A 15,378-nucleotide genomic window follows, 5' to 3' on the forward strand; every position below is an offset into this window, starting at 1 on the left:
GGGCACGGACACCGACGGCCCCGGACCGTGCGCGGTCCGGGGCCGTCCGAGACGTGGTCGGCTCAGGCGTCGACGAGCTCCCGGCGGGCGGCGGCGAGCTCGGACAGCAGCGCGGAGATCTGCTCGGCGACCTCGGCGTTCTCCTTCGGGTGGGCGTCGCCGAACTTGTCGAGGGTGCCCGCGATGGACAGCTGCAGGCCCGTCCGGCCGCCGGCGATGCCGAGCGCCTTGACAGTCTCCTCGAGCGCCCACTTGGCGCCGTTGCCGCTCGGCGAGGCACTGATCACGGCGGCGGGCTTGCCGGCCAGGGCACCGGCGCCGTACGGGCGGGAGAGCCAGTCGATGGCGTTCTTGAGCACGGCCGGGATGGTGCCGTTGTACTCGGGGGTGACGAGCAGAAGAGCGTCGGCCTCGCTCGCCGCGACGCGCAGCGCCTCGGCGGCGGTGGGGGCGCCCGTCTCGCCGTCGAGGTCCTCGTTGTAGAAGGGCACCTCGGCGAGGCCTTCGTACACGGAGACCTCGACGCCCTGCGGCGCGACGGCGGCCGCGGTCTCGGCGAGGCGGCGATTGACGGAGCCGGAGCGCAGGCTGCCGACGAGAGCGAGAACGCGGGTCTGGGACATGGGAGTGTTCCTTCGGTTCGGGTGTCCGTGTCTGACTCCACTCTAAACGGACTACGGTCCACTTATGTTCCCGGGCGGTACTGTGACGTGGTGAACATTCCGCTGCTGCCGCTCGCCGGAGACGAGGGCGTCGAACGGTGCGACGCCGCCCGCAATCGGCGGCGGCTCCTCGAGGCGGCCTCGCTCCTCGTCGCCGAACGCGGCGTCGACGCGGTCACGATGGATGCCGTCGCCGCGCGCGCCGGGGTCGGCAAGGGCACCGTCTTCCGGCGCTTCGGCTCCCGCGCAGGACTCATGCGCGCGCTGCTCGACCACTCCGAACAGGCCCTGCAGCAGCAGTTCCTCACCGGTCCCCCACCGCTCGGCCCCGGCGCCGATCCCGTCGACCGTCTCGTCGCGTTCGGCCGGGCCCGTATCCACCTCGTGGAGGTGCAGGGCGAGGTGCTGCGGGCCGCCGAGAGTTCTGCCGAAGCGCGCTTCAATGCCCCGGCGCGAGCGGTGAGCCTGACCCACATCGAGATCCTGTTGCGTACCGCCGGGGTCGACGGCGACCTGCCTCTGCTGGCCCAGTCCCTGTTCGCCCCCCTGGAGGCCACCCTGGTCCTGCATCAGTGGCGTGATCTCGGGTATTCGCTCGACCGGCTCGCCGACGGGTGGGCGGACCTCGCGCGGCGCGTCGTCGCGGCACCGGCCCGCGCCGGGCGGACGGTACGGTGACCGGCATGCTGCGGACGCTCGGGCTCTCGGTGCTCCTCGCGCTGGCGGCGACAACGGCCGCCTGTGCGGGCGACGGCGCGGCCGCCCCGCCCCAGGACCCCGCCCTGCTCACGGGACGGGCATTCGTTTCGACCGCCGTGTCGGGCCCACCGATCCCCGGCGGCGGACCCCTCGTCGTCGAGTTCCCCGAGTCGGGCCGGATCGCTGCGACCGCCGGCTGCAACCGCTCGGTGGGCTCGGTCGATCTCGCCGACGGCGTGCTGCGCGCCGACCGGCTCGCCAGCACTCTCATGTCGTGCCCGCCGCCGCTCGACGGCGCCGACACCTGGCTGTCCGATCTGTTCGCCGCGCAGCCGCGCTGGCACCTCGACGGCGACATGCTGACCCTCGACGGCGGCGACGTGTCCGTGTCCCTGCTCGACCGCACGGTCGCCGACCCGGACCGTCCCGTCGTGGGCACGCAGTGGGTGCTCACCGAACTCGTCACGGCCGCCGCGGTGTCGACCTCCCGGGCCCTCGAGGAGGCCGCGCCCACGCTGACCGTCGCCGACGACGGCACGGTCTCGGGCAGCACCGGCTGCAACCGGTTCACCGGCCACGTCACCGTCGGAGACACCTTGACGTTCGGGCCGCTGGCGACCACCCGCGCCGCGTGCCCCGACCCGGAGCTCGCGCGCATCGAGTCGACCGTCCTCGCCGTGCTGTCGGGCGAGGTGCGCTACGCGGTCGACGGCGCGCGGATGCGACTGACCGGCGCGGACGGCGTCACCGGTCTCGGGTACACCGCCCGCTGACGAGCCGGCTCAGTACTGCTCCACCAGCCACTGGGCGAGTTCGCGGGCGCTGGCGTCGACCCTGGCCGGCCAGTCCAGCGCGGTCTCGTCCGCGTGGTCGCTGACGTGCTTGACCAGCCGGCACGGCGCGCCCATGCGGGCCGCGGCGAAGGCGATCGCGAAACCCTCCATGTCGACGAGGTCGGCGCGGGCGGCGAGCGCATCCCGCACCTGCGCGTCCGAGACGAAGGAATCGCCCGTGGCGAGCACCGTCCCGTCCCCGCCCTCGAGTTCGACCACGTCCTCGACCGGATAGCCGAGGCTGCGCAGCACCTCGCTGCTGATGTCGTGGTTGATCACCGCCGACGGCAGGTAGAGCCCGCCGTGCTGCATGTGCAGCGCCCCGGCGGTCCCGAGGTTGACCACCGTGGGCGGCGTCCCGAGCCGGTGCCGCGCCAGCGCCTCGGTCACCGCGACGGCGGCGTGCACCTTGCCGATGCCGGTGATCACCGTCTCGTAGCGCGCCGGGACGTGCGCCGCCTCGGACCTCGTGGCGGCGACGACGAGAATCTCGGTCAACTCTGCTCTCCCAGCGCGAGGGTCGCGAGCGCTGCCCGGTGCAGCGCCCGCCCGTACCCTGCACCGTAGCCCGCCGCGTGCACCGCCAGCGGATGCAGCTGATGCATCGGCACGCGCTCGCGCCACCCCTCCCGCAGCGGGCACGTGGCGTCGTAGGCCGCGACGATCTCGTCGAGGTGGGGACAGCCGAACAACTCCAGCATCGCCAGATCCGTCTCCCGGTGACCGCCGTGCGCCGCCGGGTCGATCAGCACCACACCCGCGGCGGTCCACAGCACATTGCCGTTCCACAGGTCACCGGGCGGGCGACTCGTCGTCGTCGAACTCGCCGGCGGCGACGCGCGCGCAGGCCTTCTCGATGTCCGGCAGCTGCGTCGCGGTGACGCTGCCCGCGTCGACCGCGATCCGCAGGAACGGCTCGACCCGTTCCGTCACGTAGAACTCGCCCCAGCTCGCGTGGACGGTGCTGCTCATCGGGCGCTTGCCGATGAACAGCTGGCCGTCGAATCCGTCCGGCGGACAACCGAATCCGCGGGCGCCCGCAGCGTGCATGCGGGCGAGGCGCGCACCGAACCCCCGAGCCGCCGCCGCGCTGGGGGCCACCTCGGTCAACCGCTCGAGATCGATGTGGTCCGCCCCGACCTCGCGGACGGCGACGACGGACATGCCCGCGGCCGCGAGCCAGGCCAGGCCTGCGGCCTCGGCGCGGAAGAAGTCGGGGTGGGCCCCGGCCCGGTGCTTGCGGAAGAGGTCGCTGCTCATCGTCACGAGTGTGCCCGCCGCGTACCGGACATGTCACCCGAGCACACCGCCGGACGTCCCGCTAGGGTTCGAACGATGACGAACCTTCGCGCGCAGATCATCGAGGAACTCGGCGTCCGGCCGACGATCGACCCCCAGGCGGAGATCCGGTCCCGCGTGCAGTTCCTGAAGGACTACGTCGTGTCGAGTTCCACCAAGGGATTCGTTCTCGGCATCAGCGGCGGCCAGGACAGCACGCTCGCCGGCCGTCTCGCCCAGCTCGCCGCGGAGGAACTGCGCGCGGAGGGACACGAGGCCGAGTTCGTCGCCGTACGACTGCCCTACGGCGAACAGGCCGACGAGCACGACGCGCAGGTCGCCATGGAGTTCATCGGCCCCGACCGCTCGTTGCGGATCAACGTCAAGCCCGGTGCCGACGCCTCCGCCGCCGAGGCCGGGCAGGCCATGCACGAGATCTACGGCAACGGATCGCAGCTCAGCGACTTCGTGCGGGGCAACATCAAGGCCCGTGAGCGGATGATCCTGCAGTACGCCATCGCCGGTCAGCTCGGGCTTCTGGTCGTCGGGACCGACCATGCCGCCGAGGCGGTGACCGGGTTCTTCACCAAGCACGGCGACGGCGGCGTGGACCTGACCCCGCTCAGCGGCCTGACGAAACGGCAGGGTGCGGCGCTGCTCCGCGAACTCGGGGCTCCCGACAGCACGTGGCAGAAGGTCCCGACCGCGGATCTCGAGGAGGATCGGCCGGCCCTTCCGGACGAGGTGGCCCTGGGCATGACCTACGCGGAGATCGACGACTACCTCGAGGGCAAGGACGTCACCCCGGCGCTCGCCGAGAAGCTCGAACGGACGTACCTGAACACCCGCCACAAGCGGACCGTGCCGGTGTCGCCGCTCGACACCTGGTGGCGCTGACGGGGAGCCGGCACCGGGCGGGGCCGGTCCCGTCAGCCGCCGGCGAACGGGGGCAGCACGTCGACCGCCGGGCCGGCGGCGCGTCCGAGGTCACGAGTGAGTTCGGAGTCGACCAGGAACGCCGCCACCGACAGCACGCGCGCCATCTCGGCGCCGTGCCGGTCGACCAGCGCCGCCTTCAGCGCCCCCAGATCCGCCGTCGGCGGCAACGCCACCGTCTCCTTCTCCACCCCGGCCGCATCCGCCGCCGCGGCGAAATACCGCACCTCGATACCCGTCGTGTCAGCCACCGATTGCTCCCATACTGCGCTGCGGCGGCGTGAAGTCCGCCGCGTCGATGCCGTGCCCGGCCCACTTGTTCCACATCGCGCCGCGCCACAACGCGGCGAGTTCGTCGTCGCTCGCCCCGCCCCGCAGTGCCGCCCGCAGGTCCGTCTCCCGATCGCTGAACAGGCACGAGCGCACGGTGCCTTCCGAGGTCAGGCGGGTGCGGTCGCAGTCGGAGCAGAACGACCGGGTCACCGACGCGATGATGCCCACGGTCGCCGGACCACCGTCGACGGCCCACCGCTCGGCCGGCGCGGACGGATCCTCCCGCCCCACCTCGGTGAGGGCGAAGCGGGCGGAGAGCAGGTCGAGCAGCCGCTGTGCGGGGACCATGTTCGCCCGGGCCCACTCGTGGTCGGCATCGAGCGGCATCTGCTCGATGAACCGCAACTGCACGCCCTCGTCCAGGCACCACGCCAGCAGGTCCGCAGCTCCGTCCAGGGTCTGCGGCATCAGCACGGCATTGACCTTCACCGGCGCGAATCCCGCCGCCTTGGCGGCACGGATCCCGTCCAGCACCGAATCGAGCCGGTCGCGCCGGGTCAGCTGGGCGAACCGCGCGCGGTCGACCGAATCCAGCGAGATGTTGACCCGCGTCAGACCTGCCCGCGCCAGCGCATCGGCCCGGTGGGCGAGACCGACAGCATTGGTGGTCACCGCCAGCGGCACCCCGGGCACGACGCGGGCACAACCGGCGACGATCTGCTCGAGGTCCCGCCGCATGAGCGGTTCGCCGCCGGTGAAGCGGACCTCCCGGATTCCGAGGTGGTGCACGCCCACGGCCACGAGGCGGACGATCTCCTCGGCGCTGAGCAGCCGCTCACGCGGGATCGCCGGCAGGCCCTCCTCCGGCATGCAGTACGTGCATCGCAGCGAGCACTTCTCGGTGATCGACACCCGCAGGTCGCGGGCGACACGCCCGAAGCGGTCGAGCAGCACAGGGGTGTCCGGCCGGTCGGAGACGTCCTCGGCCGCGGCGGGGCGCACCACCGGGATCCCCACGTGCACCGCCGTCATCGGGCCTCCCTCCTCATGACCCTCAGTATGCCGTTACGGGCCCCCTCGCGCGGCGGGAGCGAAATCCACGACTCGACGAGGGCGCACGGCGCCGCGTCCGGTGTGCCTAGGATTGACGCATGGCGGGCGGCAGGCGGTCGGTGGAGGAGCATGCGCGACACGTGGCGACGTTGCTCTCCCCGTTGCTGATCCGCGGGGCCGAATCGGTCCCGCTCCTCGATGCGCTCGGGCGGGTACTGGCCGAGGACCTCGTCGCCCCGATCGACCTTCCCACCTTCCGGAACTCGCAGATGGACGGGTACGCGGTCGACACGGCGTCGGTCACTACCACACCGGTGACCCTTCCTGTTCGTGCCGTCCTCGCGGCCGGTGACGGCGAGACGGCGCACGTGCCGGGAACTGCAACCAAGATCATGACCGGGGCGCCGCTGCCCGTCGGCGCCGATGCCGTCGTCCCGGTCGAGGACACCGTGACCGACGACGGGGGCCACGTCACCGTGTGCACGGCGCCCGCCCCGGGCGCGTTCGTGCGCGAACGCGGCAGCGACATCGGTCGCGGCCGTCCCCTGCTGCCGGCGGGGACCGTCGTCGCCGCCCGGCACGTCGCGGCCCTCGCCGCGGTCGGTCTCACCCACGTGCCCGTCCGCACCCGACCGCGCGTGGCGGTGATCTCGACCGGCAGCGAACTGGTGCCCGGTGGCAGCGTTCTCACGACGGGCAGGATCCACGACTCGAACGGGCCGGCTCTGGCCGCCAGCGCGGCCGCCAACGGCGCACTGGTGGTCTCGGTGGATCGCAGTGGCGACGACGCGGAGGTGTTCGCCGCGAAACTCGCGCACGCGACCTCCGTGGCCGAAGTGGTGTTCACCTCGGGCGGAGTGTCGAAAGGCGACTTCGAAGTCGTCAAGGACGTGCTCGGCCCGCGCGGTGCCGAGTTCGTGTCCGTGGCGATGCAACCCGGTGGACCGCAGGGCACGGCGCGGGTGGATGCGGTACCGGTGCTCACCTTTCCCGGTAATCCGGTCAGCGCGCTGGTCTCGTTCGAGGTGTTCGCCAGGCCGGTGCTGCGGTCCGCCGCGGGCCTGCCCGCGATCGATCCCGAGAAGCGCTCTCTGGCAACAAGTCTCGTCTCCGTTCCCGGCAAGCGTCAGTTCCTGCGCGGACGGCGCGACGGCGACGCCGTGGTGGCGATCCCCGGCGCCGGGTCCCACCTGATCGCCGCGATGGCCACCGCGGATGTCCTGCTCGACATCCCCGCCGACACCACGGGTCTCGAACCCGGAGAACTCGTAAGGGTGCTGCCGCTATGACCGAACCGCACGACGTCCCCACGCCCGACAGCGGCGTTCTGAGCCACCTCGACGACAGTGGCCGCGCCCGGATGGTCGACGTGTCCGGCAAGTCCGACACCGCCCGCGTCGCGGTCGCCGCCGGCGAACTCGTCACCACCGCGGAGGTGGTGTCGCTGGTGCGGGCCGACGACATGCCCAAGGCGGACGTGCTCGCCACCGCGCGAATCGCCGGGATAGCCGCGGCCAAGCGCACATGGGAGCTGATTCCGCTGTGCCACCAGCTGGCATTGTCCTCGGTGCAGGTCACCTTCGGGTTCACCGACACCGCGATCACGATCGAGGCCACGGCAAAGACGAAGGGCCCCACGGGCGTCGAGATGGAAGCCCTCACCGCCGTCGCGGTGGCCGGGCTGACGCTGCACGACATGGTCAAGGCCGTCGACCCCGCCGCGGTCCTGAACGGGGTGCGGCTGCTCTCGAAGGCCGGCGGCAAACGCGGGCACTGGCAGCGCCGTGAGGAGGAGGCCGCCCCTGCCGAAGAGGCCGTGACCGTCGCGCCGGAGGACGACGATTTCGTCGAACAGACGGGTGCGCCGGCGACGGTCCTCGTCGCCTCCACGGGTGTGGCCGCCGGTACGCGGGAGGACAGGACGGGCCCGCTGATCGCGGAGTTTCTCGAGACGCGCGGCTTCACGGTGCGGGGTCCGCTGGTGTACGCCGACGCGGACATCGCGTGGGGACTCGAGGACGCGCTCGCCGGCGATCCCGCCCTCGTGATCTCCACCGGCGGGACCGGCGCTTCCCCGACGGATGCGACGCCGGAAGCGACGCTGGCACTGCTGGACCGCGAGCTGCCGGGCGTCGCGGAGGCGATCCGTCTGCGTGGCCTGCAGGTCACCCCGCACGCGTCGCTGTCGCGCGGTGTGGCCGGACTCGTCGGCCGCACGGTGGTGGTCAATCTGCCCGGCTCACCGAGGGGCGTGAAGGACGGGCTGGCGGTGCTCGAGCCGATTCTCGGCCACCTGCTGGCTCAGGTCGCCGGAGGAGGAGCGCATGAGTGAACTGCTGGCGCGGATCTCGAGCGAACCGCTCGATCCGGGAACCGTGGACGCCGCCGTGGCCGGCCCCGAGCACGGCGCGGTCGTGCTCTTCAGCGGCGTCGTGCGCAACCACGACGGGGGGCGCTCGGTCAGTGCGCTGGAGTACCAGGCCCATCCGGAGGCGGAGCACTTCCTGCGCCGCTGCTGCGAACAGCTGGCGGCCGATTCGGGGCTGCCGGTCGCCGCGGTGCACAGAGTGGGCGATCTCACCGTCGGCGATCTCGCGCTGGTGGCCGCAGTGGCGGCACCCCACCGGGTCGAGGCCTTCGCCGTGTGCGCTGAACTGGTCGAACGCATCAAACGCGAGGTTCCCATCTGGAAGCGGCAGCGTTTCGACGACGGCCTGTCCGAGTGGGTCGGCCTCGACGCGTGCGCCGACGAGCATCCCGGCGTGGGGTAGGCTGCGGTAGTTCGGGCATCACGACGATGCCCACCGTCGTGGGATACCGGCGGGCCGGGATCGTGCCCGGCTCCGCATGCAACACCGGCATCGGCTTTCCTTGCGGCGATCCACTGCGCCCTCCGAGAGCGTCTCGGAGTGCGTGCACGCTGCATCGAAAGGCAGTTCTGTACCCATGACCGTTTCCTTCTCCGACCTCGGCGTCCCCCGGACCCTGGTGGCCTCCCTGAACGACAGCGGCATCACCAGCCCGTTCCCGATCCAGGTCGACACGCTGCCCGACACGCTGGCCGGCCGTGACGTGCTCGGCCGAGGCCGCACGGGCAGCGGCAAGACGCTGGCGTTCTCCATTCCGCTCACCGCGCGCCTGGCCGGCGGCGCCACCCGCGCGGCGGGCCGCCCGCGTGGACTGGTGCTGGCCCCCACCCGCGAGCTGGCAACGCAGATCGCCGCGGTCGTCGAGCCTCTCGCACGGGTGGCCGGGCTGCGGGTGACCACCATCTTCGGCGGAGTCTCGCAGAACCGTCAGGTCGACGCGCTGCGCCGCGGCGTGGACATCGTGATCGCCTGCCCGGGCCGGCTCGAGGACCTGATGCGGCAGAAGTTCGTCACCCTCGACGCGGTGGAGATCACCGTGCTCGACGAGGCGGACCACATGGCCGACCTCGGCTTCCTTCCCGGCGTGACGCGGATCATGAACGCGACACCGAAGGACGGTCAGCGCCTGCTGTTCTCGGCCACGCTCGACAACGGGGTCGACAAGCTCGTCAAGCGGTTCCTGCGCGACGAGGTGCTGCACTCGGTCGACGAGGCGCACTCCCCGGTCGCAGCGATGACGCACCACGTGTTCGACGTCGACAACGCCGACACGAAGAAGGACCTCGTGCGGACCCTGGCTTCCGGCACGGGCCGTCGAATCCTGTTCATGCGCACCAAGCATCAGGCGCGCAAGCTCGCCCGTCAGCTCACCGAGTCCGGCATTCCCGCCGTCGATCTGCACGGCAACCTGTCGCAGAACGCGCGCGACCGCAACCTCGCGGCGTTCTCCTCCGGGGAGGCGCGAGTGCTCGTGGCCACCGACGTGGCGGCCCGCGGCGTCCATGTCGACGACGTGGAACTGGTGGTGCACGTGGACCCGCCGGCCGAACACAAGGCGTACCTGCACCGTTCGGGCCGCACGGCCCGCGCCGGAAGCACCGGCGACGTCGTGACCGTGGTCCTGCCGGAACAGCGCAAGGATCTCGCCGTCATCATGCGCAAGGCTGCGATCAAGGTCACCCCGGTGCGGGTGACGGCGAAGTCGGAGCACGTGCTGGATCTGGTCGGCGAGATCGCCCCGCACGTGGCGCCGTCCGCCAAGCAGGCCGCGCCGGCCCCCTCGGGCGGTGGATCGCGACGGCCAGCCCGACGCGGCGGCAGCGGAGCGACCGCTCAGCGCGGCGCCCGGCAGCACGGCGGCGGTGCCGCCCGACAGCACGGCGGCGGTGCCGCCCGGGAGCAGGGCGGGTCGCGACGGGAACAGCCGGCCCGGCAAGAGCGCGCCGGTCAGGCCGGCCGCCGTCGTCGCCCGAACCGCCCGTCGGCGACTGCCGCGCGGGGATAGACCGGCAGACAGGTTCCCGGACCCGCACTCAACGCGGCGTGAACCGGTGCACGGCCAGCATCGCGTCGGCCGGCACCGGTTCGGTGGGTACGCACGCGGCGAGCCGGGCGCGTACCGCATCGGGATCCAGATCGGCACCGATCACGACGAGCCGGGTGGTGGCAGGGGCGTCGCCCGTACGCCGCACGGGCTCGAAGCGGATGTGGTCGCCCACAGTGTGCAGCAGGTAGGTGCGTGTCCGACCTCCGGCGACGACGTGGACGTACCCCTTGATGCGGAACACCCCGGCCGGCTGGTCCTCGAGGAAGCCGACGAGGGCGCGAGGGTGCAACGGTACCGGCGAATCGAAGTCCACGGCGTCGTAGCCGTCGTGCAGATGCGTGTGCTCGCCGTCGTGTTCCTCGTACAGCAACTGGTCGAGGCTGAGCTGTTCGCCGGGTTGCGGCTCGGGACGTTCGGGAATGTCGAACAACAGCGCCGGATCGATGCGCCCGTGCACGGTGGACACGATCGCGGCGCGGTCGTTGAGGCGGCACAGCGTTTCCAGCAGTTCGTCGTGCACGTCGCCGTCGATGCGGTCGGTCTTGTTGAGCAGCACGAGATCTGCCAGCGCGACGTGCTGGTCGAGTTCGGGGTGCCGCTCACGAGTGCCGCCGAATTCGGCCCCGTCGACGACGAGGACCAGCCCGCCGTAACCCACGTACTCGTTGCCCGACCCCACGACGAGCCGGATCATGTTGCGCGGCTCGGCGAGTCCACTGGCCTCGACGACGATGACGTCGATGTCCGAGGCGCGGTGCGCGAGCCGGTCGAGCATCGCGTCCATGTCGGCGACGTCGACGGCGCAGCACAGACAGCCATTGCTCAACGAGACCATCGAGTCGACCTGCCCCGCGACCATCATCGAGTCGATGTTGACCGCGCCGAAGTCGTTGACGATCACTCCGATTCGTGCGCCACGGTTGTTCCGCAGCAGGTGGTTGAGCAGGGTCGTCTTCCCGGAGCCCAGAAAGCCTGCGACGATCACCACGGGGATCCGCTCGTTCGCCATGAAGCGAGCGTAGCGGTGCGTCCCGCCGCGCGGTCCGGCGACGGGACGCACCGCAGCCGGGTCAGCTGCCCCGGCGGATCCACTCCTCGAGGTGCGGGGACTCGGTGCCGATCGTGGTGCCGTCACCGTGACCGGTGTGCACCGTCGTCTCGGCGGGCAGGGCGAACAGCTTGTCGCGGATCGAGCCGATGATGGTCGGGAAGTCCGAGTACGAGCGCCCGGTCGCCCCCGGCCCGCCGGAGAACAGGGTGTCGCCGGTGAACAGCTCACCCGCCTCCGGCAGGTACAGGCACGTCGAGCCGGGCGAATGCCCGGGGGTGTGGATGGCCTGGATATCGGTGCCTGCCACCGTGATCCGGTCCCCGTCTTCGAGCGACCGGTGTGCCACACCGGGGTGGGTCATCTCCCAGAGCACGTCGTCGGCCGGGTTGAGCAAGATCGGCGCGTCGAGCTTCTCGGTCAGCTCGGGCGCGACGGTGACGTGATCGTTGTGCCCGTGCGTGCACACGATCGCCACCACCTTTCGCCCCGCGACGGCGTCGATGATCGGCTGCGCGGTGTGTGCAGCGTCGATCACGACCACCTCCTCGTCGTCGCCGACGAGCCAGATGTTGTTGTCGACCTCCCACTCGCCGCCGTCGAGGGCGAAGGTGCCGTGGGTGACCACCCGGTCGATACGCAGGCGGTGCCGACCCCCCGTCGCTTTGGTCACAGGACCACCACCGAGCGCAGCACCTCGCCGCGGTGCATGGTCTCGAACGCCTTCTCCACCTGGTCGAGGGCGATGCGTTCGGTCACGAACTTCTCGAGCGGCAGCCGGCCCTGCTGGTAGAGATCGACCAGCATCGGGAAGTCCCGCTCCGGCAGGCAGTCGCCGTACCAGGAGGACTTGAGCGATCCGCCGCGGGAGAAGAAGTCGATCAGCGGCATCTCGAGGGTCATGTCCGGGGTGGGCACGCCGACGAGCACCACGGTGCCGGCCAGATCACGGGCGTAGAAAGCCTGCTTCCACGTCTCCGGGCGGCCGACGGCGTCGATGACCACGTCGGCGCCGAAGCCGCCGGTCAGCTCCTGAATCGCCTCGACCGGGTCGGTCTCGGCGCCGTTGACGGTGTGGGTCGCGCCCAGGTCGGTGGCCCACTCGAGTTTCCTCGGGTCCCGGTCGACCGCGATGATCTTGTTGGCCCCGGCGAGGCGGGCACCCATGATCGCGGCATCGCCGACGCCTCCGCAGCCGATGACCGCCACCGAGTCTCCGCGGGTGACCCCGCCGGTGTTCACCGCGGCACCCAGTCCGGCCATCACTCCGCAGCCGAGCAGGCCGACGACGGCCGGGTCGGCGCTGGGATCGACCTTGGTGCACTGCCCGGCGTGCACGAGGGTCTTGTCGGCGAACGCGCCGATGCCCAGGGCCGGGGTCAGTTCGGTGCCGTCCTCGAGAGTCATCTTCTGCGTCGCGTTGTGGGTGTCGAAGCAGTACTGCGGGCGGCCGCGCTTGCAGGCGCGGCACTGCCCGCACACGGCCCGCCAGTTGAGGACGACGAAGTCGCCGACCGCGACCGAGTCGACGCCCTCGCCGACGGACTCGACGACCCCGGCCGCCTCGTGGCCGAGCAGGAACGGGAACTCGTCGTTGATGCCGCCCTCCCGGTAGTGCAGGTCGGTGTGGCACACCCCGCACGCGGCGATCGCGACGACGACCTCGCCCGGCCCCGGATCGGGGATGACGATCGGCACGACCTCGACGGGAGCGCCCTTCGCGCGGGCGACGACGCCCCGTACCTGCTGTGGCATGACTGCCTCCTTCTCCTCGGTGCTCACGCGACGTATCGCGGTATGCGCACACGCTATCGACGGCGGGACGACCCGGTACCTGATCGAAGGAGGGGCTTCACCTGACCGAAAGACCAGCCCGCACTTTCAACTCGAAAATGCATAAGTAGCGTTGATCGGGCACGGAAGTCGGGCTAAGCTGCGATATGACCGCCCTCACAGGGCGCAGCGTCCAGGCGAGGCGACCCCTCGCAGGCCCGAGGAGTGCAATGTCGATCGCCAACACGGTGACCCTCCCCCACCCCCGCAGCGAGAGCTGGGATTGGCAGCTGCACGCTGCGTGCCGCGGCCACGAGTCGTCGGCCTTCTTCCATCCCGACGGGGAACGTGGGCACGCGCGCGAGCTGCGCGAGTACCGCGCCAAGCTCGTCTGCGCCCGGTGCCCGGTTCTCGAGCGCTGCCGCACCCACGCCCTGGAGATCGGGGAACCGTACGGCGTCTGGGGTGGAATGTCGGAATCCGAGCGCCGCTCGCGCCGGGCCGCCGTGAACCGGTCCACCCGGTGGGGCATGCTGGGGCGCTGACGAGCGCCCCGGCGCCCGGCGTCGACCGACGGAGGCATATATGAACTCTCCCGCCCGTTCCGGCCCACCAATTCTCGTGATCATGGGTGTGTCCGGTTCCGGCAAGTCGACCGTCGCGGCACTCGTCGCCGACGCCCTGGGGTGGGACCTGCTCGAGGGCGACGACCTGCATCCGCGTTCCAATGTCGAGAAGATGGCCGCCGGCCGGCCACTCCGCGACGCCGACCGGGCACCGTGGCTCGCGTCGATCGGCGAATGGATCCGGGACCACACCGCGCGGGGCCGGCCTGGAGTGGTGACGTGCTCCGCACTGCGCCGCAGCTACCGCGACGACCTGGCCGGTGCGAACGTGGTCTTCGTGCAGTTGGCAGGCACGCGCGAACAGATCCGGGAACGACTGCGCACACGGCGCGACCACTACATGCCGGCCGACCTCCTGGACTCGCAGTTCGCCGCGTTCGAGCCGCTCGAACCCGACGAAGCGGCGATCGTCGTCGGCATCGGCGACGAGCCCGCCGCGATCGCCGCCGAGATCGTCGGGCGCGCAACCGAATGGATGCACGGGACGGACGTCAGCCCGCGGCCTTGATCCCCGCCTCCGCACCGAGCGCCGCCGCTTCTCCGCGGGTGCTCACGCCGAGCTTGCGGAGCACCGACGCCACGTGGAACTTGACCGTCGACTCGCTGACGCCGAGCCGCTCGGCGATCATCCGGTTCCGTCGGCCCGCGACGAGGTGCTCGAGCACCTCCACCTCCCGGGGCGCGAGCACCGCCAGCGCCTCGAGTGCGGAGCTACCGGCCACCGGTGCGGGCATGTCGAGCGGTAGCCGCGCCGCGACACGGCACCCCCACCCCGGCGTGGACTCGGCCTCCACGGTGCCGCCGAGGGTCTCGGCCCGGTCCCGCAACTGCCGCGCGAGGTCGGCCGCGTCGGCCTCGCCGTCCCCGTCGTCCCGGATGTCGATCAGCAGGTCGCCGCCGTGACAGTTCCAGGCCACCCGGATGCGGCCGAGATCCGCCTGCGCGGACATCGCAAGCACCGCGCCGCGAGCGAGAGCCCGCGCCGCGTGCGCGACCTCTCCGGGCAGCGCCCGCCCGTCCACGGGCGGGGCGACCATCTCGAGGACCACCTCGCGATGCCGGAGCAGACCACGCAACTCCCCGTGCAGCCGGGCGAAGGCCGTGGTCACTGCTTCCTCGGCGAGCTCACGGTGACGGTCGACGGCCGAGCGGAGCCCGATGAGGGCATTGGTGGCGGTCTCCCGCGCGGTGACGCGTGCCCGGGTGTCGTCGAGATCCCTCGACCGCAGCGTCGCGAGGATCGACTCGAGTGTCATCGCATGAGCCTCGGTGAGCTCGGCAACGGTCCGTGCGCGTTCGGACGAGGCGGCACGCGATTCGGCGAGATACGCCGGGCTGGCGTTGCGGACCTGGAGCTGGATGCCGGTGGCCACGACGGCGAACAGGGCCCGGACCAGCTCGAGCGGAATCGAGGCGGTGCGGGCACTGTCCGGGACAAGCACGAGCAGCGTATCGGTCGCATCGAGGATCACCCACACGTCGCGGTCCCGGCCGGCGATCCGGGCCGGGCCGCGACGGATCTGCCCGGTCGCGAGCTCGCTCCGGATGCGGTCGAGTTCGGCGATGGTCACCCGGTCGACGACTCCGGGGTCGCCGGCCACCTTGCGCGGCCGGCCGGTGCATTCCCGCGTGAAGATCACCAGGGCGGTGTGCGGGACCAGGTCGGTGAGCAGCGCCGAGAAGCGCTGGCCGATCTCGGTCAGCGGCCCGACCAGCACGTCCCGCAGGTGGGTGATCATCGTGTCGGGGGTCGGGATCGTGGTGCTCACTCCGGCCACGAT

The 15,378-nt window shown here is 71.6% G+C and carries 17 protein-coding genes and 1 pseudogene; 9 read left to right on the forward strand and 9 right to left on the reverse strand.

What is annotated here, in order from left to right; translation table 11 throughout:
- Positions 1-62: 62 nt before the first annotated feature.
- Positions 63-623, reverse strand: coding sequence for an NAD(P)H-dependent oxidoreductase (locus ACM26Y_RS15770; protein WP_289378570.1), 561 nt, complete (start codon positions 621-623; stop codon positions 63-65).
- An 87-nt stretch (positions 624-710) separates the two neighbouring features.
- Here ACM26Y_RS15770 and ACM26Y_RS15775 point away from each other — a divergent pair, with 87 nt between their 5' ends.
- Together ACM26Y_RS15775 and ACM26Y_RS15780 are read left to right on the forward strand one after the other, a co-directional pair.
- Positions 711-1,340: a TetR/AcrR family transcriptional regulator gene (locus ACM26Y_RS15775; RefSeq protein WP_371383643.1), complete on the forward strand. Its 630-nt coding sequence runs from the start codon at positions 711-713 to the stop codon at positions 1,338-1,340.
- Positions 1,341-1,345: 5 nt separating this feature from the next.
- Positions 1,346-2,134: an META domain-containing protein gene (locus ACM26Y_RS15780; protein WP_040782647.1), complete on the forward strand. Its 789-nt coding sequence runs from the start codon at positions 1,346-1,348 to the stop codon at positions 2,132-2,134.
- Positions 2,135-2,143: 9 nt separating this feature from the next.
- Here ACM26Y_RS15780 and ACM26Y_RS15785 read toward each other — a convergent pair whose 3' ends face one another.
- Positions 2,144-2,692: a nucleosidase gene (locus tag ACM26Y_RS15785; protein ID WP_003936935.1), complete on the reverse strand. Its 549-nt coding sequence runs from the start codon at positions 2,690-2,692 to the stop codon at positions 2,144-2,146.
- Positions 2,689-3,454, reverse strand: a pseudogene (locus tag ACM26Y_RS15790) (fructosamine kinase family protein). Before ACM26Y_RS15790 ends, ACM26Y_RS15785 begins: the two are co-directional and overlap by 4 nt.
- Positions 3,455-3,529: 75 nt before the next feature.
- Between ACM26Y_RS15790 and nadE the strand changes: the two are divergent.
- Complete coding sequence (nadE, locus tag ACM26Y_RS15795; RefSeq protein ID WP_054373953.1) at positions 3,530-4,369, forward strand: ammonia-dependent NAD(+) synthetase; 840 nt, start codon at positions 3,530-3,532, stop codon at positions 4,367-4,369.
- Positions 4,370-4,401: 32 nt separating this feature from the next.
- On the opposite strand, the gene ACM26Y_RS15800 is transcribed toward nadE, so the two are convergent.
- Positions 4,402-4,659 carry a MoaD/ThiS family protein gene (locus ACM26Y_RS15800; RefSeq protein WP_289377614.1) on the reverse strand — a complete coding sequence of 86 codons (258 nt, stop codon included), beginning with the start codon at positions 4,657-4,659 and terminating at the stop codon, positions 4,402-4,404.
- A complete protein-coding gene (gene moaA, locus ACM26Y_RS15805) occupies positions 4,652-5,713 on the reverse strand; it encodes a GTP 3',8-cyclase MoaA (RefSeq protein ID WP_003936931.1) in 1,062 nt (353 codons plus the stop codon). Before moaA ends, ACM26Y_RS15800 begins: the two co-directional genes overlap by 8 nt.
- Before the next feature lie 119 nt (positions 5,714-5,832).
- Here moaA and glp point away from each other — a divergent pair, with 119 nt between their 5' ends.
- The 4 genes from glp to ACM26Y_RS15825 all read left to right on the forward strand — a co-directional run bounded on the left by glp (position 5,833) and on the right by ACM26Y_RS15825 (position 10,108).
- A complete protein-coding gene (gene glp, locus ACM26Y_RS15810) occupies positions 5,833-7,023 on the forward strand; it encodes a gephyrin-like molybdotransferase Glp (RefSeq protein ID WP_416061334.1) in 1,191 nt (396 codons plus the stop codon).
- Positions 7,020-8,066 carry a bifunctional molybdenum cofactor biosynthesis protein MoaC/MoaB gene (moaCB, locus tag ACM26Y_RS15815; protein WP_416061335.1) on the forward strand — a complete coding sequence of 349 codons (1,047 nt, stop codon included), beginning with the start codon at positions 7,020-7,022 and terminating at the stop codon, positions 8,064-8,066. The genes glp and moaCB overlap by 4 nt, the downstream gene beginning before the upstream one ends.
- A complete protein-coding gene (locus ACM26Y_RS15820; protein ID WP_416061337.1) occupies positions 8,059-8,505 on the forward strand; it encodes a molybdenum cofactor biosynthesis protein MoaE in 447 nt (148 codons plus the stop codon). The genes moaCB and ACM26Y_RS15820 overlap by 8 nt, the downstream gene beginning before the upstream one ends.
- 175 nt (positions 8,506-8,680) lie before the next feature.
- Positions 8,681-10,108 carry a DEAD/DEAH box helicase gene (locus tag ACM26Y_RS15825; RefSeq protein ID WP_416061338.1) on the forward strand — a complete coding sequence of 476 codons (1,428 nt, stop codon included), beginning with the start codon at positions 8,681-8,683 and terminating at the stop codon, positions 10,106-10,108.
- Positions 10,109-10,136: 28 nt separating this feature from the next.
- Here ACM26Y_RS15825 and ACM26Y_RS15830 read toward each other — a convergent pair whose 3' ends face one another.
- The 3 genes from ACM26Y_RS15830 to ACM26Y_RS15840 all read right to left on the reverse strand — a co-directional run bounded on the left by ACM26Y_RS15830 (position 10,137) and on the right by ACM26Y_RS15840 (position 12,953).
- Entirely contained in the window at positions 10,137-11,159 is a 1,023-nt protein-coding gene (locus ACM26Y_RS15830; protein ID WP_416061339.1) for a CobW family GTP-binding protein, read from the reverse strand.
- Between the two features lie 61 nt (positions 11,160-11,220).
- Positions 11,221-11,871 carry an MBL fold metallo-hydrolase gene (locus tag ACM26Y_RS15835; protein ID WP_416061340.1) on the reverse strand — a complete coding sequence of 217 codons (651 nt, stop codon included), beginning with the start codon at positions 11,869-11,871 and terminating at the stop codon, positions 11,221-11,223.
- Complete coding sequence (locus ACM26Y_RS15840; RefSeq protein ID WP_003938108.1) at positions 11,868-12,953, reverse strand: S-(hydroxymethyl)mycothiol dehydrogenase; 1,086 nt, start codon at positions 12,951-12,953, stop codon at positions 11,868-11,870. The genes ACM26Y_RS15835 and ACM26Y_RS15840 overlap by 4 nt, the downstream gene beginning before the upstream one ends.
- Positions 12,954-13,201: 248 nt before the next feature.
- Between ACM26Y_RS15840 and ACM26Y_RS15845 the strand changes: the two genes are divergently transcribed.
- Together ACM26Y_RS15845 and ACM26Y_RS15850 are read left to right on the forward strand one after the other, a co-directional pair.
- Positions 13,202-13,516, forward strand: coding sequence for a WhiB family transcriptional regulator (locus tag ACM26Y_RS15845; RefSeq protein WP_416061341.1), 315 nt, complete (start codon positions 13,202-13,204; stop codon positions 13,514-13,516).
- Between the two features lie 40 nt (positions 13,517-13,556).
- A complete protein-coding gene (locus ACM26Y_RS15850; protein WP_416061342.1) occupies positions 13,557-14,105 on the forward strand; it encodes a gluconokinase in 549 nt (182 codons plus the stop codon).
- On the opposite strand, the gene ACM26Y_RS15855 is transcribed toward ACM26Y_RS15850, so the two are convergent.
- Positions 14,089-15,336 carry a LuxR C-terminal-related transcriptional regulator gene (locus ACM26Y_RS15855; protein ID WP_416063687.1) on the reverse strand — a complete coding sequence of 416 codons (1,248 nt, stop codon included), beginning with the start codon at positions 15,334-15,336 and terminating at the stop codon, positions 14,089-14,091. The genes ACM26Y_RS15850 and ACM26Y_RS15855 overlap by 17 nt on opposite strands.
- Between the last annotated feature and the right edge of the window lie 42 nt (positions 15,337-15,378).

The sequence above is a fragment of the Rhodococcus indonesiensis genome (assembly GCF_047782815.1).
Taxonomy (GTDB): Bacteria; Actinomycetota; Actinomycetes; order Mycobacteriales; family Mycobacteriaceae; genus Rhodococcus; species Rhodococcus indonesiensis.